Origin of the sequence: [Mycobacterium] manitobense, assembly GCF_025821665.1 — a bacterium.
Classification (GTDB): domain Bacteria; phylum Actinomycetota; class Actinomycetes; order Mycobacteriales; family Mycobacteriaceae; genus Mycobacterium; species Mycobacterium arseniciresistens.
The window spans coordinates 21,447-41,224 of record NZ_JACKSJ010000009.1 but is presented as its reverse complement, the minus strand read 5'-3'; the positions used below and the strand labels follow the sequence as shown (position 1 = coordinate 41,224).

The window sequence follows — 19,778 nt, the reverse complement described above, 5'->3', positions numbered from 1 at the left end:
GGGTCGGTGATGCGGACCGGAAGCGAGCAGCCGGCATCGCAGAAGGGACACAGGGCCTTCGGCGGCCACACGCCGTTCTGGTAGAAGCCGCCGCAGCGGTCGCAGAGTGTTGTCACTGATCGACTTTCTCTGCGGTGTCGATTGTTCGGACCTGCGCGGCATCGCCTTGCACACGTGCCGGCTGCACGAACCGGCGAAGCGACGAGACGAGCCGTGATGCCGCTTCGACATCGCCCTGCTCACGACTCCATGCGTAGGCGGCACGAAGATTGTCGGATTCGGCCTCGGACCATCTCGCCAGCCGCCCGTAGTCGCTCGGCTCCGTCGCTTCGACGCATTCCGCCGCGATGGTGAAATAGTCGCGGTGCCGGCGACGTACCTCGTCGGCTTCGCCGGATGCACCCAGTTTCTCCAGCGCGTACTGGCGGATGGTTTCCGACAGCCGATATCGGACAGCACCTTCGGCATCTTCGACCGCCAGGAGGAAGGCGCCGACCAATACTTCGATCATCTCGCGAAGCTCGGAGCCCTCCGGATCGCCGTCCCCGTTGACCGACAGGGCGGCATCCGTGTCGAATCCACCCACGAAGACCGCAAGCCGCCGGAACAGCACCCGCTCCGGCTCGGTCAGCAGCGTATGCGCCCAATCGAGCGATGCGTACACCGTCTGCTGGCGGGACAGCGCGAGATCCGGGCCTCCGGTGAGCATCCGGAACCGAGCCTGCAGACTCTCCTCGATCTGCTGCAGATCCATGCTGCCCATCCGCGCCGCCGCCAATTCGATGGACAGCGGCATACCGGCGAGCCGCCGACACACTCTGCCCACCAGCACAGCGTTGTCGTCGACCACACGGAAGTCGCGCCGCGCTTGACGCGCCCGGTCGGTGAACAACTCGATGGCATCGTCGCCGATACCCAGGGGGAGCACGCACCAGGTGACCGCGCCCGGTACGCCCGAGGGCTCCCGGCTTGTCGACATGATCGCCAGCCGCGGGCAGCCGCCGAGAAGCTCGACGATCATTTCTTCGCATGCGTCGTAGAGGTGCTCACAGTTGTCGAGCAGCAAGAGGACCCTGCGCTCGCCGATGAACGTCAGCAGAGCGTCGGTCGCACGGCCACTGTGCTGATCGACGAGGCCGAGCCTTCGTGCGGTCGCGACTGCCACGCCAAGGGGATTCGTCACAAGCGACAGGTCGACGTAGAACACCCCGTCCACGAAGGCCTCGGCGGCTCGAACAGTCACCTCGATGGCCATCCGCGATTTGCCGACACCGGCGGCCCCGGTCAAGGCGACCAACCGATTCTCGGTGACCAGTCGGCACACCTGCATGGTGTCCGCGCGCCGCCCGACGAAGCTCGTCGATGTGTCCGGCAGGTGGTGGGCAGCGACGACCGGACTGCAACGCCGGTCCGCGCAATCGCCCATGACATCAGCATCGGCCGAACTCCGGCGGCGAACATCGGCGATATCGCGTATACGCGCAAAGCCAACCGCGTACTTGTTCCGGCGGTAGTGGCGCCGCCGGCTGTCAGGTGTGTCGCGCGGCCTCTTGGACGAGTTGTACTCGCGAGGTCAACCCCAACTTGGCGTACACATGGGTCAGATGGGTCTGTACGGTACGTGGCGAGACGAAGAGCCGCGTTGCGATCTCTTTGGTCGACAATCCTTCACTGGCCAGGGTGACGACCTCACGCTCGGTCGGCGTCAGTGAATCCCAACCGCTGGTGGGCCGCTTGCGCTCACCTCGGCCCCGCTGGGCGTAGGCGACCGCCTCATTGACGGACATGTCAGCACCCTGCGCCCAGACGCGCTCGAATTCGTCGAGGCTCAGTGCGTTTCGTGCGCTCAGCACCCCTGCTCCGTGGTCGGCGTCGTGAACCCTGAACCGGACCACGCCGAGATCACTCCGGATGCCTGCCGCCGCAGCGAACAGCCTGACGGCCATCTGATGACTGTCGGCCTCGGCAGCGAGGCCGGCGAGGATCTCGAGGATGTCTGGGATGACCATAATGGCGCCCACGTCGGCGGCACAGGTCAGCGCGTCGCGGGCATCTCGTTCGGCCTGCTCGACCCCGTCCTGCGCAAGGGCGACCCGAGCGCGCGTCGTCAGCGCCAGTGCACGGTGCCACCCGCCGAGCGTTGCCGCGACGTCTTGATCCGCCCACGTCTGTGCGGCGCCGAGGTCGCCGACCGCCAAGGCGAGCGCGGCGAATCGCCAGAGCATCGCCGCCGGGAAGCGCGGCTCGGCGGGAATGTGACGCTGGGCCGCGTCGACCGCGGCCTCGGCGGCCGCGACATCCCCGGCGGCCAGTTCTGCTCCCACCATCGCCATGTGGCCGAGCCCGATGTAGAACCCGCCGCCAGATCGAACGGCCGTGTCGATGGCAGCTTCAGCCTCGTTCCGCGCGGCCTCCGGCCGGCCGCGGTAGGACTGCAGGAACGCCAGATTGATGTGTCCGACATAAACGTTGACCGCGTCCGCAGCCGCTTCGGCGTCGGCCGTCAGCTCGCGCAGTTCGGCTTCTGCGGCGGGGAGGTTGCCTTCGACCATCTGGGACACACCGACACCCCAGATGCGGCACTGTCGCATGACGAAATCGTTGCCGATCGCGCGCGCGAGGTCGTACCCCTCCTCTCCGGCCACCCGTGCCGCGACCGGATCGCCGGCGACGAACGCGGAGTAGGTTTGCCAGCCCAGCAGCTGGCTCAGACGCCACCGGTCGCCCAGCGAACGGGCGAGCCCGATCGCCTCGGTGAAGTACGGACGTGCTGCGTGTCCGTGAACGGCGGACGTGGCGGCGCAGGCCGTGAGCACGTGACCCACGAGGACCGGGTCGTCGAGGTCCCGTGCGATTCGCAACGCCTGTTCGGCCTGCGGCAAGCTGTCAGCGGTAACCCATCCGCTGTCCAGGACGGCCTTATCGGCCAGCGCGCGCGCGTGCACCTCGGGGGCGAGGTCGAGATCATCGCCCTTCTCGTTGTGCAGGATTACGTGAAACCAGCTGCGCCCCTCGACCATCAGCCCACGCATGAGCCAGTACGGCTGGAGCGCCGACACCAGCCGCAAGGCCGTTCCGAGGTCGGCACACTGGCGGCTCCACGCGAAAGCGGCCCGCAGATTGTCGATTTCGGCTTCGATCCAGTCGAGCCGCGCATCCTGTGCCTGCGTTCCCGGGTTGTCCAGCTCGATCACCGTCGACGTGTAGTGGTCCCGATGGCGGCTCCGTAGCTGGTCCGCCTCACCCGACTCGCCCAGCTTCTGAAGCGCGTACTGCCGCATGGTCTCGAGCAGTCGGTATCGGGTCCGGCCGTCGCCGTTCTCGGCCACTACGAGGGACTTGTCCACCAGCAGGGTCAGCTGGTCGAGCACGTGTAAGCGCTCGACATCGCCACCGGCGCAGACCGCTTGTGCTGCGTCGCGGTCGAATCCGCCCATGAACACTGCGAGCCGGCGGAACAGCGTCCGCTCGGATGCAACCAGCAAATCGTGCGACCATTCGACGGATGCGCGCAGCGTCTGCTGGCGGGGCGTCGCGGTGCGCGCGCCGCCGGTCAGCAACCGGAAGCGGTCGTGCAGGCCCTCGAGGATCTCGGTCAGCGACAGCACGCGGACCCGCGCCGCGGCCAGCTCGATCGCCAGCGGCATGCCGTCGAGACGGCGGCAGATCTCGGCGATGACAGCGGAATCCCGGGCATCCGCGGCGAAATCGGGCTGCACGTGGCGTGCGCGGTCATCGAAGAGTTCGATCGCCTCGTCAGCCAGCGACAGCGAAGGCACCCGCCAGATGACCTCGCCACGCGCGCCGATCGGTTCGCGGCTGGTCGTCAACACTTTTGCAGTCGGGGATGCGCCGAGCAGAGCCTCAGCCACGGCTGCGCTCGCGTCGAGCAGATGCTCGCAGTTGTCGAGCACGACCAACAGGTGCCGGCCCTCCGCGAATCGCAGCACCGTGTCCATGGTGGAGCTGCCGGTCTGATCCTGCAGCCCCAGGGCACGCGCCAGTGCGACCGGCACCACTTCAGAGGTGGTGATCGGCGCGAGATCGACGTACCAGACGCCGTCGGAGAAGTCGTTACTCAGCGTGGTCGCGACCTGAATCGCCAAGCGTGTCTTGCCCACACCGCCCGCGCCGGTCAGCGTGAGCAGGCGGTTCTCGGCCAGTAGCTGACGCATCTCGCGCATCTGTTGACCGCGACCCACGAAGCGTGTCAGATGCCGTCGGATGTTGTGCGGCAGACGAGTCGGTGCGGACTTGAGGGCTGCGAACCCGCTGGGCAGTTGCGGATGACACAGCTGAACCACCCGTTCGGGCCGTGGCAGGCCCGCGAGGAGGTGACTGCCCAGGTCGATCAACGATGCGCCGGCCGGTAAAGAGTCGACGACCAACGGCTCGGTGGCGCCGGACAGTACGGTCTGACCGCCGTGCGCGAGATCGCGCAACCGTGCCGCACGATTGATCGTCGGACCGACGTAGGTGGCCCCGTCACGCAGACGCACCTCGCCGGTGTGCACTCCGATCCGCAGCCGGATCGGCGTCAGCGGCGCACGCTGCAGATCCAGCGCGCATGCCACGGCGTCGCTGGGGCGTGCGAACGCGGCCGCGAACCCGTCGTCGGCACCCTGCTGGGGCGGGCGAACGCCCCCGTGCGCGGCGACCGCCCGCGACACGACTTCGTTGAGCGTGGCGTTGGCAGTGGCCATGTCATCGGGCCGGTTCTCCCAGAGTTGTGCTGCGTTTTCGACGTCCGCCATCAGCAGCGTCACTATCCCCGTCGGCAGCAAGCTCACACCCAACCCGCTCCACCGCATAGGCGCCGAACTGCGCGACCGTAGCGAAATCCACTGACTCGAACCCGGGCCACCTGGCCACCGAACAACCACCGCCGGACACAACCGGACCATCCTATGTGGTGTTGCCGTCGCATGATGCGGTTAATGCGGCAGAGTTCCGTCCAGCACGGACCGAATCCAATTGTCGCGGCCGTCAGATCGGGGCGTTGCTGACGGCGGACAGTGCGGCGATGAATGTTGCACCCGACTCGGAACCTGTTGTGGCCCAGAACTTGACTACACAGTTGTGCTGTACGCCCCGCAGCCATCCGGCCGCTCGTCGTGAGAGGCGAGCCTGCGGCTTTCTCGTCGATCCGGCGCCAGTCCATTACCTGCTCGGTAATTGATCCGACTCAGATACTGAAGACATGCCGATCCGATTCGACGGTTGAGCGCCCGCGAGCCAAAGGAACAGATCATGACACAACCCCAGACCATCGACGGGCACCGCGGATGTACCACATGCGGTGGTGCCACCGCCGTCGGCGCCGAGACCGCCTTCCTGGAAAGCGTCGCGGTCATCGGCACCGGGATGATCGGCACATCTATTGCGCTGTCTCTTCGGGCACGCGGCTTGCAGGTCTATCTGCGCGACAGGGACCCCGCGGCCGCGGCCGTCGCCGCTGCCAGGGGCGCGGGAACGATCGAGGATCCGCCGGGACCCGTCGACGTGGCGGTCCTCGCCGTGCCTCCCGGTGAAATCGCCTCGGTGCTGGCCGAATCCCAGAATGCCGGTCTGGCGTCGGTGTTCACCGACGTCGGCGGCGTCAAGGGCGCGCCGTTGGCCGCCGCGGAGGCCTACGGTTGCGATCTCTCCCGCTACGTCGGAGGCCATCCGATCGCGGGTAGTGAGCGGGCAGGTCCGATGGCGGCCTCGCCGACGCTGTTCCTCGACCGCACATGGGTGCTGACCCCGCTGTCCGCGACCGATCCGGATGCGATCAGTGCCGTGGTGGAACTCGTCGAGCTGACCGGCGCCGAACCGGTGATGATGACGCCCGCCGATCACGACCGCGCGGTCGCGAAGTCGTTGCACGTGCCCCACCTGGTCGCCGCTGCACTCGCTGCCAGCCTCGACGACGCCGATGATTCGGTGTTGCGGCTGTGCGGCGCGGGCGTCCTGGAGACCACCCGGGTCGCCGCCGGCGATGCGCAGTTGTGGACCGACATTCTCTCGCTCAATGCCACCGATGTCGCCAAGGTGCTCTGCGAGGTCGCGGCCGATCTCACTGCGGCGGCGGGCGACCGCACTCAATTGACGACCCTGCTGCAGCGCGGAAACGCCGGGCGCGCGCTGCTCACGGACGCCTGGGTCGGCTGAACGAGATAGCTCCGACCACACCGGCAGTGACGCGCCGGCGCTCAGTGCAACGCCCGCGCCATCACCTCACGGGTGTGCTGATCGGCAGGGAACCACAGCTCCACCCTGGGAGTGGCGACGGTGACCTGCTGCGGCATCCCGATGACGCTCTGCACGGTGAAGAACGCCAGTGGTCCGAGCACGGTGTCGAAATCGAGGTGCAGTGTGGGATCGACCCGATCTCCACCGTCGTCCGGGTCGAACCCCGGGTACCGCCGCAGCAGCGACGCCTCGAATGCGTCGACGCGTGTCCGCAGCGCTGGGTTGGTCAGCTGCTCGAGCCGCAACTGGCGCAACAACGTCCAGCCGACGACGTCTGCGTTCCGCATCTGGCAGAGCAATCCGTCTTCACGGGTCAAGGCGGCCAGCATGTCGAGCCCGACGCGAGGATCGGCCACGGTGCCCCACATATCGGGCATCAACACCGAGCACAACCACTGACCCCCGGAATTCACGCGCACCGTCAACCAGTCGGCGCTGAACACGAACGCCGGATAGGGGTCGTGGCGGTCGATCATCTCTGCGAGCGTGTCCGACACGGCCCGGTGCTCGCCGCCGAGCTCCACCACATGTCGCGGCGCGTATCCACCAGACACCAGGCAGACATTGAGCTCCTCGTTGGTCGCGCCCAGCGACCGGGCCAGGTGGACGATCAACTCCCGACTGGGACGGGCGCGACCGGTCTCGACGAAACTCAGATGACGTGTCGAGACGTTGCAGTCATGAGCAGCGCGCATCTGACTCAGACCTCGCCGGACGCGCCACCGCCGCAGATGCTCGCCGACTCGTCCTTCGGCCCGCGCCGGCAACTCGGTGGTCACGACGATCCTTTCGATGCAGATCACGATCCAGCTGCCTGACGGCAACCGCCACGGTCAGGCCTGCGGCCGCACCCGCAGCGCCGTGTCATCGACGTCATGCGGCGGACGGTTCACCGGCTCGGGCGCGGCCTGCGTGCGCGGGACACCCAAAGCCTGCGCACTCGGGCCGGTCGGCGTCGCAGCGGTTCCGGCCTCACCCGTCCAGTACTGCGCGTACTCCGCATAGCGCGCGGCAACGTCGTCGGCGTGCGCCGCGGGGGCGCCCTCGGCCGCCGCCGCCGCCGACTGTGCTGCCGCGTCGGACCGCGTCGGCTCCTGCGGGCGATGCTGGGCATAGCTCTGCTGGGCCGCCGCGGCGTAGTACGCGTAATACGCGTAGGGATCGTGGGTGGTCGGCGTTGGGTCGCCGGTCGTCGCCGGCTCGGCCACGAGCGCGACCGCCGCGACTACGGTCTGTAGCGCACCCAGCACGATGATCACGACGACCGACCAGTCCGACGAAGCCGCACCGACATGACGCGACAGCGCGTCGAGAAAACCGACCGCCGCCAGGCTCGCCATCACGGCCAGCGGGGCCCTCCTGCCGGGCACCAGACCGACGGCGCCCGCGACGCCGGCCAGCAGGGCGAACCGTACCGCCCAGTCAGCACCGATCACGGTCACCGGGGAATTGAAACTCAGCAGGTATATCGCGAGTCCGAGCACGGCCACAGCACCGGCCATGTACCTGCCGAGGAGGCTCCGGCCCTCGTCCGGCGTCGATGGGGGCTGGTCGGCGCAGTCGTACCAGTACGTCATCGCCACTCCTGTTGCATCGAGCGCGGCGGTTGCCTCGACGGATTGATACACACTGTATCAGTTGGAGCGGATAGCCGTCGATTCCCGCGTCGGGCCGCCGACTACGGACGGGGCGGGCCCCGCACCGCCCACTGGTGCCGTGTCGAACTCTGCGGCTGCCAGCGACGCCCTGATGTAGTCCAGCTCGTCGTCGGTCGCGACCATCGTCACCACCGAGGACCCCGCGCGGGTGCTGACCCGCACAGTGTCGCGGTGCGCGTCCAGGGACTGCAGCGCGACGTCGCAGGTCTCTGACGGCGGGACGGCCGGCGGTTGCACCACCACCACGGTTACGCCGACCCGCGCGGGCTGTTCAGCGACGCCGTCGAATATCTCCATGGACAGGTTGCGGTCCGAGCCGGCCTGGATCTCGCCGCGCCGCAGTTCGTCGACCCAGAGCATGTCCTGATCGGCGACACGGGCGACCATCGCGTGCCACTGCGCCGGGCGCTGAGTGTGCACACGCACCCGCGCTCCGAGCGCCAACGAGCGGAGCACCACCTGCTGCGCGAGATGCAGCGTGCCGGATATCTCGACCCTGGCGACGTGCGGTCCGAACAGTGGCACCGCCACCGCCCGACCGGCAGCATCGGCGCCGATCACCTGCCCACAGCCCGCCGCTGGCAGCACCAGCCCCGAGAACGGCGAATCTCCCCGCCCGAACGCCCAGCGCTGCACCGGGTGGGTCGGCGGTGGCAGCGGCAGACTTGCCAACATCGCCGAGAATTGCTCCCCGACAAGCGGATCGAGCTCATCGAGTGCCACGCTGCGCGATCCTCCGGTATCGAAGCGGGCGAGACCCCGAATCTGCACCGCGTTCCCCGCGTCGTCGCTCCGCACCGACACCGTCAGCGTGGTCGAGTAGCTCGGAACAGTCCACAATGCAGCCAGTCCCTCGGTGGTCAGCAGCGCCGGCGGCAGCAGATAGCTGCGCAGCTGGAATCGCCCGGCACTACAGGTCGCCCAGCTCTCGTTGATGTTGCGCACGCCGAGCCCGTCGGACAACTGGTTGGCAGCCAGCCCGATCTCGACCGAGGTGAGGATCTGGGGCCGCAGCCCGGCCTCGACGAGCCGGTTGGCGACCCGGCGGGTGGCCGTCGCGGCCGCGCGCAGGATGCCATCACGCTCGCCGCCGCGACGCCGGACCGCGCTCGCACACCGGGCGGGATCGAATCGGACGACGATCCAGACGCTGCGTTGAGCTATCGCAGGCAGCGGTCCCAGCACCGCGTCGTAGACGGCCGCGATGCGACTGCCGCCCTGTGAGCGGGCGCCGTGGCTGATGATGTCGACCGACGCCAAGCTGATGTCGAACTGGGTCAGGCAGTCGGCTACGAGTTGCACCGGCACTGCCTCGCCCGACACTGTCACGCCGGGTTCCAGGACCGTGATGGCCTGCGGGTTGGCTTCGATCCGCAACATCGACAGCAGCGTCTCGCCGTCCCAGCGGAAACCGATCTTCTCGCCGTCACTTCCGTCGGTGTCGAACGGCTCAGCCGTGTGGTGTCCGCGCGACCGCCGTCGACGCGCCCGGATGAACTGCACCCACAGCGCCAGCCACTGCGGCAATGTTCTGCCGCGCATTCGGGCCACGACCGCGCCCGCGACGGCCAGCCCCACCGCCCCGCCCTGCCACGCGTGTAGCCGCAGGGCCGCTGCGGCTGCGATCCCTGCGATGACCAACACCTGCGCCAGCACGACGTGTTGAACAGGCAGCAGCCTCTGCGCAAGGATCTCGACGTTGCCGACTGGCGCAGCGGGGGTGGAGATCGCGGCATCTTCAGCGAGAGCGTGACGGGACACTGTGGCTTCCTTGAGTGTGCGGGGCCGGTAGCGCGCCTTTGATACACTGAGTATCCACTATCCGGCGACGGAGGACCATGCCAGCGCCTGTCACCACCCGAGCGCAGGTCAACGGATACCGATTCGTGGTTCGGCGGCTTGAGCACGCGCTGATCCGCGGCGATTCCCGAATGATCCATGACCCGATGCGCGGCCAGATACGGGCGTTGATCGTCGGGTTGGTGATCAGCGTGCTCATCACGGGGGCCGCCGGCGTACTCGCCTTCTTCAAGCCGACGCCGAACATGGGCGACTCACAGGTTCTGCTGAGCAAGTCCAGCGGCGCGCTGTATGTGCGCATCGGCGACACCCTGCACCCTGCGCTCAACCTGGCGTCGGCTCGGCTGATCGCCGGGGAGAACGTCACGCCGAAGGAAGTCGATGACAAGTTCCTCAACACGGTCAGGCGAGGTCCGGTGGTCGGGGCGGTCGGCGCCCCGGCGAGCATCGCCGCGGGTGACGAAGTGTCCGAATCATCATGGACCGTCTGTGACAGCACCCGCACCCCGACCACAGCAGAAGCCGCCGGCGCCGCGTCGATCGAGACTTCGGTCCTCGCGAACCGCCCGGATCTGTACACCGGCATCCGGGCCGCGGCGCCACAGGAGATGATCCTGGCCCGGTCGGGTGCGGACGTGTTCCTGATCTTCGACGGGGTGCGCGCGCAGATCGACATCGGCGACCCGGTGGTGTCAAGAGCACTTCACTTGAGTGGCAGCGCAATACGCGACATATCACCCGGCCTGCTCAACGCTTTCCCCGCAGTCGCGCCCATTTTGCCGGTCGCGGTGGAGCGCGCCGGGGAGCCGACCGCCTACCTGGATCCGGCGTATCGGGTCGGATCGATCCTGCGCACGTCGGACTCACGCGGCGACACGCTGTACGTCGTGCTGTCCGACGGCCTCCAGCCGGTCTCTGCGGCCACTGCCGACATCATCCGATACAGCAACCCCGTGCTGTCCGCCCCGCACAGTGTGTCGCCGGCCATGACGAGCGTGGCGCCGATCGTCCGCCGGCTCGCGGTCGACCATTATCCCGTCCAGTCACCGCAAGTGGTTGCCCGAGAACCGAATCAGGTGGTCTGCATGGCGTGGCAGCGCGCTCACGGTGCAGCGCAGGCCACCACTCGGCTGCTGATCGGGAACCGCCTGCCGCTGCCGGCCGATGCGGCGCCGGTCCGGCTGGCCACCTTCGACGCCAGCGGGCCCGGCCTGGACGGGGTCTACCTGCGGCCGGGCACCGGCGAGTACGTGCAAGCCACCGGCGTCGAGCCGGGTAGCCGGGCGGCCGGCCAGCTGTTCTACGTTTCTGACACCGGATTGCGATTCCACGTCAAGGACGCGGCGAGCGCGTCTGCGCTCGGGCTGACCGGTATGAAAGGCGGCGACGGCGAGGCCGACATGCCGCAACTCGCGCCATGGCCGGTGCTGGCCCTGCTGCCGCCGGGGCCGCAGCTGTCGCAGGAGTCGGCGCTGGTCGCACACGACGGCATGGCGCCCGATCCGCGCGGGCAGCAGGTGAGCTCCTCGGCCGGCGGGTGATCGACCGGTGGCGGAGCGCACGGCCGCGCCACCCGTCAGATTTCCAGTTCCCGGAAGAACGCGTACAGCCGGGTGACCCAGAAGCAGAGCGGGAACAGCAGCCCGATCGCGATGTACTCGGCCAGCTCGACCTGGCGACGCATGACGGGCGAGAACGCGATCCGAGGTGCGACCAGCCCGCACACCGCGACGACGCCCGCAAGCCCGACGAGCATCACCGCCGCGTTCACCTGCCAGCCGGGCAGAAAAGTCGCGGTCTTGACGATCACCGCCAACGCGCAAGTCATTCCGCCGCCGATCAACATCCCCGCTTGCAGCAGCTCGTGGTGACTTCGCCCGCGCAGGCACAGCACGACTGCCACGATCATGGCGAACGCGGTTCCCTGCCAGAAGAACCCGTTGCTGACGTCGACCGCGAAGTAGCTTCCCGTCGCCGCCACCACCGTCGCGGCGCCGAGAATCCCGGTCAGATAGCGGTTCGCGCGCCCGACCCGATCGAGCATGTCACGCTCGGTCGGAACGATCTGCCTGCCGACCGCATTGACACCCTCCACCGTCGTGCCGCCCTGTGTGTCGATGTCGTCGAGCGGTTCTCCGGCGGTGGGCACCGGAGGAATCGGCACCCGGGAAAGCAGGACGGTGATTCGTGGAGCCAGATAGATCACCACCACCGACGCCATCGCTGCCAGTGCGCCGACGGACCGGACCGGGGGCTGCCAGAGCAGCATGGACGTGATCGCGGGTGCGCCCACCAGCGACAGGCCAACCACCCCCGTGAAAAATGTGCGTCCCGTGTCGGTGATGAGCAAAACCAGCAGTGCAGCCAGCGCGGTGAGCGCAAAAGCCAGTGGCAGGGCGGTGAGTACGGCTCCTCCCGGGATCACATAGAGGCTGCCGCCGAAGATCGGCGGCAGCGCCGCGGCGGTCAGCCACGTCGCATCTCGCCGACTGGCCACTCCTCGGTGACGCAGCAGGGTCACCACGGCGAGCCCCAGCAGGCCGAGCGCGACCGCCGCCGCCGCAACCGGCGGCGTCGGCGACCGGAGTGCAAGCAGCACCATGGCGACGACGGAGCCGACGACACACAGCGCGACGACCGGCAGGCACCGCACAGCAGAAGCCCCGCGGCTGTCGCGTTGGCCTTCGGCGCTGTCGGCGTCGACGTCGTCGAACAGCAAAGGTGCAGCGGGCGCGTCGATCTCGCGGATCACCAGCAAGTCACCGTCAGCGACACCGACGTCGCGCAGAGTGCGGGACGGCTCGAAAGCCTGCGCCCCGACACGCGCGAGGGTCCATCGGCCCCCGGTGCTGTCGTACAAGGCCCCGGAGCCGCCCGACTCGAGCGACGACTGGGCGTTGGCGAGTTCGATGACGTCACCGACGACCGCCGACACCGTCGCCTCGGCCGGCAACCCGGCGTCGAGCAGCACCCGACCCACCAGTACGGACACCCGGCTGAGCTCCGGCTCGGACGCGACGTCGGCGTCCTGCTCCGGCGGCGCCGACGCTGTCATGGTCATCGCTGCCCTCCGTGAACTCACTCGTGCCACTGGGTGATACTCGCTGTATCATACGGGTGACTTCGGGAGGCGTATTGAGCACTCAGGGATTCGTGCGCCGATTGCGGCTGGCACCGCCGCGGATGCCCGGTGGCGAGATCAACCTCCAGGCACCGCCCGAGGTGCCGCGAGTGATCCCCGGCCGCCTGTTGGTCAAACTCATGCCGCTGGTGATGGTGGTGGCCGTCGTCGGCATGATCGCGCTGATGATCACGGTGGGCGGGCGTGATCTGACGCGCAACCCGATGTTCCTCATCTTCCCGATGATGATGGTGATGTCCATGGCCGGGATGTTCATGGGCGGCATGGGTGGTCGGTCGGGAAAGTCGGCGGCCGAGCTGAACGAGGAGCGCAAGGACTACTTCAGCTATCTGGCCAACCTGCGCGACGAGGCCGCCGAGACCGGTGCCGAACAACGCACCGCATTGGAGTGGAGCCACCCGGACCCGCGCGCCATCGTCGACGTCGCGGGTTCCCGCCGGATGTGGGAGCGCCGCCCCAACGACACGGACTTCTGCCATGTCCGGGTCGGGATCGGCAGCCACCGGCTCGCGACGAGACTGCTGGCACCCGAGACCGGTCCGCCGGAGGATCTCGAGCCGGTGTGCACCGTCGCGCTACGACGTTTCGTGCACACTCACTCGGTCGTGCACGCGCTGCCCACGGCGGTGTCGCTGCGTGCATTCCCCACCATCGGCTTCGAGGGTGACCGTGCCGACTGCCGTGCGTTGGTGCGCTCGATGATCGCCGAGCTCTGCGCCTTCCACGGACCCGACCACGTCCGGATGGCCGTGGTGACGGCCAACCCCGACGGCGAGGCCTGGAGCTGGGTCAAATGGCTGCCGCACGCTCAGCACGCCACCGCGCGTGACGGTCTCGGCTCCATGCGCATGCTGTTTCCCTCACTCGAGATGTTCGAGACGACGATGTCAGCCGAACTGGGCGAGCGAGGCAGGTTCACCCGGCACGGCGAGCCGACTCAAGGCATACCCCAACTCGTCGTGGTGATCGACGACGGTTACGTATCGGGTGACGAACGGCTGGTGACCGACGTCGGGCTGGACAGCGTCACGGTGTTCGACCTCAGCGGGCGCGCCGAGGGCCTGGCCGCCAAGCGGGGCCTGGCGCTGGTCATCGAGCAGGACAGCGTCGGTGCCCGCACGCGTACCGGCGTGGAACACTTCGCGACGCCGGACCGGATGAGCACGGTACAGGCGGCCGCGACCGCGCGCCGCATCGGGCGTTACCGGCCCGCCAGCGCCGCACACATCGTGAGCCTCGAACCGAATTCGCGAGCAGTCGATCCCGGCTTGATGGCACTGCTGAAGATTCCCGACGCGGCCGAGATCGTGCCCGAAACGGTGTGGCGGCAGCGCTCAGCGCGCGAGCGGCTGCGAGTGCCGATCGGCATCACGCCGACGGGCCAGCCGCTGGAACTCGACATCAAGGAGTCGGCCGAGGGTGGCATGGGTCCGCACGGGTTGTGCATCGGCGCAACCGGCTCGGGCAAGTCCGAGTTCCTCCGCACCCTGGTGCTCGGGCTGATCACCTCGCACTCACCCGAGGTACTGAACCTGGTTCTGGTCGACTTCAAGGGCGGCGCCACGTTCCTCGGGCTCGACGGCGCCCCGCACGTCGCGGCGATCATCACCAATCTCGAGTACGAGTTGACCATGGTGGACCGGATGCGCGACGCGCTCGCCGGTGAAATGAACCGTCGCCAGGAGCTCCTGCGCGCCGCAGGCAACTTCGCCAACGTCTCCGAGTACGAACGGGCGCGGGCCGGCGGTGCACCGCTGGACCCGCTGCCGGCACTGTTCATCGTCGTAGACGAGTTCTCCGAACTACTCGCACAGAAGCCGGACTTCGCCGAGCTGTTCGTGATGATCGGCAGGCTGGGCCGCTCCCTGCACATCCACCTGCTACTGGCATCGCAACGCCTTGAGGAAGGCAAATTGCGGGGGTTGGATTCCCATCTGTCCTACCGCATCGGGCTCAAGACGTTCTCGGCCGGGGAGTCCCGCAGCGTGCTGGGCGTCCCCGACGCCTACCACCTGCCCAGCGTCCCGGGATCGGCGTTCCTGAAATGCGATGCATCAGAACCACTGCGTTTCAACGCTTCTTACGTATCCGGGCCCTACGTGAAACCCGACACCTCCGCTGGCGCCCCCCGAAGCTCCGTCTTCGGCCAGTCGACGCCGAAGCTCTTCACCGCCACTCCGGTGGCGAAGGATCTGACGAAGGCGCCGCCGTCGCGTGAGGTGGCGATCGAGACCAACGGACACGAAGTGTCGGCACCGGCGGTCCCGGGTGCCGTCCGACTCGCCCAGGCCAGCGTCCTCGACGTCGTCGTCGATCGGCTCCGCGGGCACGGGCGTCCTGCGCACGAAGTCTGGTTGCCGCCGCTGGACGAGAGTCCCGCCGTCAACGATCTGCTTCCGGATCCGAGGTGGCAGGACGCGCGCAACCTCGACGGCGGTCTGCGACTGCCGATCGGCGTGGTGGACCGCCCCTATGATCAGCGCCGCGACCTGTTGTCGATCGACCTTTCCGGCGCCAAGGGAAACGTGGCCGTCGTCGGGGGTCCACAGTCCGGCAAGTCGACGGCCCTGCGCACCCTGATCATGTCGTCGGCCGCCACACACACCCCGGAGCAGCTGCAGTTCTTCTGTATCGACTTCGGCGGCGGCACCTTGGCCAGCCTGGACGGACTGCCCAACGTGGGTGGCGTGGCCGGACGGATGGAGCCCGACCGCGTCCGGCGCACGGTCGCGGAGGTCTCCGCACTGCTCAGCGACCGCGAGCGGCTGTTCCGCGATCTAGGGATCGAATCGATGCGGGACTTCCGCCAGCGCAAGGCGCGGCTGGCGACGCTACGCCCTGGCGAGCAGGCATCCGACCCATTGGCGCGAGACAAATTCGGCGACGTCGTGCTCGTGGTCGACGGCTGGGCCACGATCAAGAGTGACTTCGACAGTTTGGAACCGGTACTGCAGTCGATGGCCATCGGCGGCCTGTCCTACGGTGTTCACCTCGCGATCTCCGCGACGCGCTGGATGGAGATCCGTCCCGCGGTCAAGGACATGCTGGGCACCCGCATAGAGCTCCGTATGGGCGATCCGATCGACAGCGAGGTCGGCCGCAAGTTCGCCGAACTGGTCCCCGTCGGTCGCCCCGGCCGGGGAATCAATGCCGAACGCCTTCACATCCTGACCGCATTGCCCAGACTAGACTCGCGCTCCACCGTCGAGGATCTGCCGACCGGAGTGGCCGATGCGGTGGCGGCGATGCGCACCCATTACGGCGACCGCGCTGCGCCGCGGGTCAGGTTGTTGCCCGACCAGCTGGACCGCGGCGAGGTTGTCGAAAAGGCACGCGCTGCGGGAGATCTCAGTTCGTCCCGGATCGCGATCGGTATCGACGAGGCGGAGTTGGCGCCTGTGGTACTGCGATTCGATGTCCAACCGCACCTGGTGGTTTTCGGCGACAGCGAGTGCGGGAAGACCAGTCTGTTGCGCAACATCGCCGCCGGTGTCATGGAGAACTCGACGCCACAGGAATGCAAGATCGTCCTCGTCGATTTCCAGCGCTCCCTGCTCGGGTCGGTGGCCGACGAGTACCTGGGCGGTTACGCCACCGCCGCGCCGACCTGCACGGAGCTGATGACGGCGCTCGCCGCCTCGCTCAAGGAGCGGCTCCCACCGGCCGATGTCACTCCCGCGCAACTCAAAGCGCGGTCCTGGTGGAGTGGACCGCAGATCTACCTGCTGGTCGACGATTACGATCTCATCGGTAGCGGCTCACTGAACCACCCGCTGGGGCCGCTGGTGGAGTACTTCGCTCAAGCCCGCGACATCGGCCTGCGGATCGTGATCGCCCGGCGCAGCGGCGGCGCTGGACGGGCGATGATGGATCCGATCATCGGCCGCCTCAAGGACCTGTCGTGCAACGGTCTGGTGATGAGCGGCTCGAGGGACGAAGGGGCGTTGTTCGGCGGTTACAAGCCGACCGCGCTGCCGCCGGGTCGCGGCATGCTGGTGTCCCGCACTGTCCGCAGCGGTGTGATCCAACTCTGCCGGATGCCCGACCTGTGACCGGGTTCCGTGAACTCGACCGATCGCCGTCGATGTCTGCCGCCGCCGAGCACATCCGCATTTCCGTGCTCGGTGAGCGGACACAACTCGATATTGCTCTGCCCCTTGATGTCCCGGTCGCGGCCCTGCTGCCGGACCTCATCGCGCTGGTGCGGTCACGACATGGCGACGAGGCCGAGGACACATCGGCATCGGCGCCCCAGGTCTGGCACAAGGTTTGGGTGCTGGGTCGCATGGCGCCCGCCGCCACCTCACTGTCACCGGACACGACGCTGCGCGAGGCTGGTGTCGGCAGCGGTGAGTTGCTGCGACTCACTCGACAGCGGGCGCTGTCGCCGCCCACTCTGCACGACGACGTGGTCGACGCGGCTGCCCGGTTGAACAAGAGCGCCCACGCCGGTTGGAGCGCCGAGTCGGCGCGTCAGATGGGTTGTGCCGGTTTGATGGCGGCTGGACTCGCATGGGCGTACTTCGTGGCCGGCGACGCCTTCGCGCGCCACCGCCCGGCCATGGTTGCGTTGGCGCTGCTGGTCGTAGCGGCCACAGTCGGCGCGGCCACACTCGCCCATCGGGTCTACCGGCGGGCCGACGTCGGAATCGCACTCGGGTGGACGATCATCCCGGTGATCGCCGCGCTCTGCTGGGTCGCGGTGCAAGGTCGGGGCAGCTTGGCGCTGGCCGCGGGTACCACCGCGTTGATCGTGGTGCTCGGTGCGTGTCGGTGGGTGATCGGCACGGGCGGTTGGGCCTTGCTGGCGTGCGGGGTTTTCCTCACCGCCGCGTCGATGGCGGCGCTGGGGCACGCCGCGGGTGCGGGCGCCTCGACGGCCGGCGCGGTGGCCGCGGTACTGGCGGCGTTCGCCTGTCCGACTGCATCACGCATACGGCTGCGGCGCCCCAGGGTCTCCACCGGCACCAAGGACCCCGACGAGCCGAGGCCTCGGCTCGTAGATGGCTTCGGCGAAGCCGACCGCATCGCGTGCCCCGATGCCAAATTGCCGACCGCGGAAACCGTCTGGGCGGACGTGCGGGCAGCCGAGCGGACGCGCTCCGCCTTGTCGGCCGGCCTGGCCGCGACCGTGGCCGGCGGCGCTGCCACGGTGCTGTACGCCGCCCCCGTCGACTGGGCCCGGGTGGTGTTCGCCGCGCTGTGCGGGATGGTGCTGGCGCTGCTGGCGGCGGCCGCACGAGACCCGCTCCAGCAGGCCTCGTTCGGGATTCCGGCGGCTGGCATCGTGGTGATCGCCGCGGCGCGGGCGCAGGACGGAGCCACGGTGATCGCCCAGGCGGCGCTGGTCGTGCTGTCGGTGGCCGTGGTCGCAGTCGGGGCCGCCGCCCTGGTGGGCGCGGCAGGTGCGACGCCCGGCTGGATGCGGCCGACGACCGCGTATCTGCGCTACTCGGCGTTCGTTGCGTTGATCCCGGTGGCCCTGTGGGCCGACGGGCTCATTGGGACGATCTCGATGGTCGGCTCCCCATGATGGCGGGCCTACGTCGATGGCTCGCGACTGCGGCGACAGCCGGATGGGTGGCCGCGTGTGCGGCCGCTCCACCCGCACACGCGGTCGGCCCGCCCGTCGTGGCACCCGGTCCACCGCCCAACGGACCGGTGGCGCCGTTGGAACCGACGGAACGGATCACCGACTGTGGCGTGACCGGGGTGATGCCCCAGGCGGACTTCGGCCTGGCGCCGCACGCAGCCCAGATGCTCGCGTTCACCGACGCGTGGCGATTCTCCCGGGGCGCAGGCCAAAAAGTGGCGGTGATCGACACCGGGGTCAACAGGCATCCCCGGCTGCCCGCGCTGGAGGCCGGCGGCGACTACGTGTCGACCGGCGATGGGCTCGAGGACTGCGATGCACACGGCACGGTGGTCGCCGGAATCATCGCGGGCAGAGCAAGTCCCGAGGACGCATTCACCGGAGTGGCACCCGAGGCGACGATCCTGTCGATCCGGCAACACTCCAGCGCCTACGACGTGGCAGGCGCCCGCCGCAACGATGACGACCCCAACGCGGTGTCCAGCGGATACGGCGACATCACCACACTGGCACGGTCCATCACCCGCGCGGTCGACCTGGGCGCGACGGTCATCAACCTGTCGGTTGCCGCCTGCGTTCCCGCGGGCACTCCGATCAACGACGCCGAGCTCGGCAGGGCCGTGCGGTATGCGTTCGAGCGCAACGTCGTCGTCGTCACCGCTGCAGGCAACATCGATCAGCAAGGCCTGTGCAGTGCTCAGAACCCTGTCGCCGACCCGAATCTGGCGCTGGACCGTCAGTGGGCGTCGGTGCAGACAATCGTCAGTCCGGCGTGGTACTCCGACTACGTCCTGACGGTGGGCGCGTTGACCCCCACCGGGGAACCGGCGGACTTCAGCGTGCGTGGGCCGTGGGTCGACGTCGCCGCTCCCGGCGAGATGATCACCTCGCTGAACCCGCGCGGGCCGGGCTTGACGAACACCTGGCAGGATCAGCGCGGCTCACAGCCGATCAACGGCACCAGTTTCGCGGCGCCGTTCGTCTCGGGTGCGGTCGCACTGCTGCGGTCACGATTCCCCGGCCTGGGCGCGGCTCAGGTGATGGACGTCATCAAGCGGACCGCGCATACCGCCGGCTCTCAGCCGAGCGCCGAAACCGGTTACGGTGTCGTCGATGCGGCCGCCGCGCTGTCCTACCTCCTGCCGCCCGCCGACGCTCTGCCCGATCGGCAGGCCCCGCAGCCGATCGCCGAGCCGCCGCAACCCGAGGATGTCGACCGGCGCCCCCGCACCATCGCGCTGACAGCGACGGGACTCTGCGTCGCGATAGCAGTGGTGGCGCTGGCCGTCCTGCCCACCCGGCCTCGGCGGCGCAACGCGGAAAGCAGGGGCGAACGAGTAGCATGACACGG

At 68.5% G+C, this 19,778-nt stretch carries 11 protein-coding genes; 5 read left to right on the top strand and 6 right to left on the bottom strand.

Annotated features, from left to right (window positions below; all coding sequences use genetic code 11):
* Positions 1 to 112: 112 nt before the first annotated feature.
* The gene (locus H7I41_RS00610) at positions 113 to 1,426 is read right to left on the bottom strand and encodes an ATP-binding protein (RefSeq protein WP_264010607.1); all 1,314 of its coding nucleotides are present in this window, start codon (positions 1,424 to 1,426) and stop codon (positions 113 to 115) included.
* 103 nt (positions 1,427 to 1,529) lie between these two features.
* Entirely contained in the window at positions 1,530 to 4,811 is a 3,282-nt protein-coding gene (locus H7I41_RS00605) for a helix-turn-helix transcriptional regulator (protein ID WP_264010605.1), read from the bottom strand.
* 439 nt (positions 4,812 to 5,250) lie between these two features.
* Between H7I41_RS00605 and H7I41_RS00600 the strand changes: the two genes are divergently transcribed.
* The gene (locus H7I41_RS00600; RefSeq protein ID WP_264010604.1) at positions 5,251 to 6,153 is read left to right on the top strand and encodes a prephenate dehydrogenase; all 903 of its coding nucleotides are present in this window, start codon (positions 5,251 to 5,253) and stop codon (positions 6,151 to 6,153) included.
* A 41-nt stretch (positions 6,154 to 6,194) separates the two neighbouring features.
* Here the strand turns inward: H7I41_RS00600 and H7I41_RS00595 are convergent, their stop codons facing one another.
* Genes H7I41_RS00595 through eccE form a run of 3 tightly spaced genes read right to left on the bottom strand, consistent with a single transcriptional unit; the run spans position 6,195 to position 9,653 of the window.
* Positions 6,195 to 7,013: a helix-turn-helix domain-containing protein gene (locus H7I41_RS00595; protein WP_264010603.1), complete on the bottom strand. Its 819-nt coding sequence runs from the start codon at positions 7,011 to 7,013 to the stop codon at positions 6,195 to 6,197.
* A gap of 54 nt (positions 7,014 to 7,067) precedes the next feature.
* On the bottom strand, positions 7,068 to 7,811 hold the full coding sequence (locus H7I41_RS00590; protein WP_264010602.1) for a DUF5336 domain-containing protein: 744 nt from the start codon (positions 7,809 to 7,811) through the stop codon (positions 7,068 to 7,070).
* A 57-nt stretch (positions 7,812 to 7,868) separates the two neighbouring features.
* Positions 7,869 to 9,653: a type VII secretion protein EccE gene (eccE, locus tag H7I41_RS00585; protein WP_264010601.1), complete on the bottom strand. Its 1,785-nt coding sequence runs from the start codon at positions 9,651 to 9,653 to the stop codon at positions 7,869 to 7,871.
* A 77-nt stretch (positions 9,654 to 9,730) separates the two neighbouring features.
* Between eccE and eccB the strand changes: the two genes are divergently transcribed.
* Positions 9,731 to 11,233, top strand: coding sequence for a type VII secretion protein EccB (eccB, locus tag H7I41_RS00580; RefSeq protein ID WP_264010600.1), 1,503 nt, complete (start codon positions 9,731 to 9,733; stop codon positions 11,231 to 11,233).
* 35 nt (positions 11,234 to 11,268) lie between these two features.
* Here the strand turns inward: eccB and eccD (H7I41_RS00575) are convergent, their stop codons facing one another.
* Positions 11,269 to 12,753, bottom strand: a complete 1,485-nt coding sequence (gene eccD, locus H7I41_RS00575) for a type VII secretion integral membrane protein EccD (RefSeq protein WP_264010599.1) — start codon at positions 12,751 to 12,753, stop codon at positions 11,269 to 11,271.
* A 74-nt stretch (positions 12,754 to 12,827) separates the two neighbouring features.
* Here eccD (H7I41_RS00575) and eccCa point away from each other — a divergent pair, with 74 nt between their 5' ends.
* The 3 genes from eccCa to mycP are packed head-to-tail and all read left to right on the top strand — an operon-like array spanning position 12,828 to position 19,773.
* Positions 12,828 to 16,886 (top strand): type VII secretion protein EccCa, encoded by a 4,059-nt coding sequence (gene eccCa, locus H7I41_RS00570; protein WP_264010598.1) that lies wholly within the window; start codon positions 12,828 to 12,830, stop codon positions 16,884 to 16,886.
* Positions 16,883 to 18,367: a type VII secretion integral membrane protein EccD gene (gene eccD / locus H7I41_RS00565; RefSeq protein WP_264010597.1), complete on the top strand. Its 1,485-nt coding sequence runs from the start codon at positions 16,883 to 16,885 to the stop codon at positions 18,365 to 18,367. Before eccCa ends, eccD (H7I41_RS00565) begins: the two co-directional genes overlap by 4 nt.
* Complete coding sequence (mycP, locus tag H7I41_RS00560) at positions 18,367 to 19,773, top strand: type VII secretion-associated serine protease mycosin (RefSeq protein WP_372503621.1); 1,407 nt, start codon at positions 18,367 to 18,369, stop codon at positions 19,771 to 19,773. Before eccD (H7I41_RS00565) ends, mycP begins: the two co-directional genes overlap by 1 nt.
* Positions 19,774 to 19,778: the final 5 nt, after the last annotated feature.

Excerpts from the sequence above, each read along its gene's own strand:
- H7I41_RS00610 (WP_264010607.1), bottom strand. The coding sequence starts at position 1,426 with ATGGGCGATTGCGCGGACCGGCGTTGCAGTCCGGTCGTCGCTGCCCAC.
- H7I41_RS00605 (WP_264010605.1), bottom strand. The coding sequence starts at position 4,811 with ATGCGGTGGAGCGGGTTGGGTGTGAGCTTGCTGCCGACGGGGATAGTG.
- H7I41_RS00600 (WP_264010604.1), top strand. The coding sequence starts at position 5,251 with ATGACACAACCCCAGACCATCGACGGGCACCGCGGATGTACCACATGC.
- H7I41_RS00590 (WP_264010602.1), bottom strand. The coding sequence starts at position 7,811 with ATGACGTACTGGTACGACTGCGCCGACCAGCCCCCATCGACGCCGGAC.
- eccB (WP_264010600.1), top strand. The coding sequence starts at position 9,731 with ATGCCAGCGCCTGTCACCACCCGAGCGCAGGTCAACGGATACCGATTC.
- eccD (WP_264010599.1), bottom strand. The coding sequence starts at position 12,753 with ATGACCATGACAGCGTCGGCGCCGCCGGAGCAGGACGCCGACGTCGCG.
- mycP (WP_372503621.1), top strand. The coding sequence starts at position 18,367 with ATGGCGGGCCTACGTCGATGGCTCGCGACTGCGGCGACAGCCGGATGG.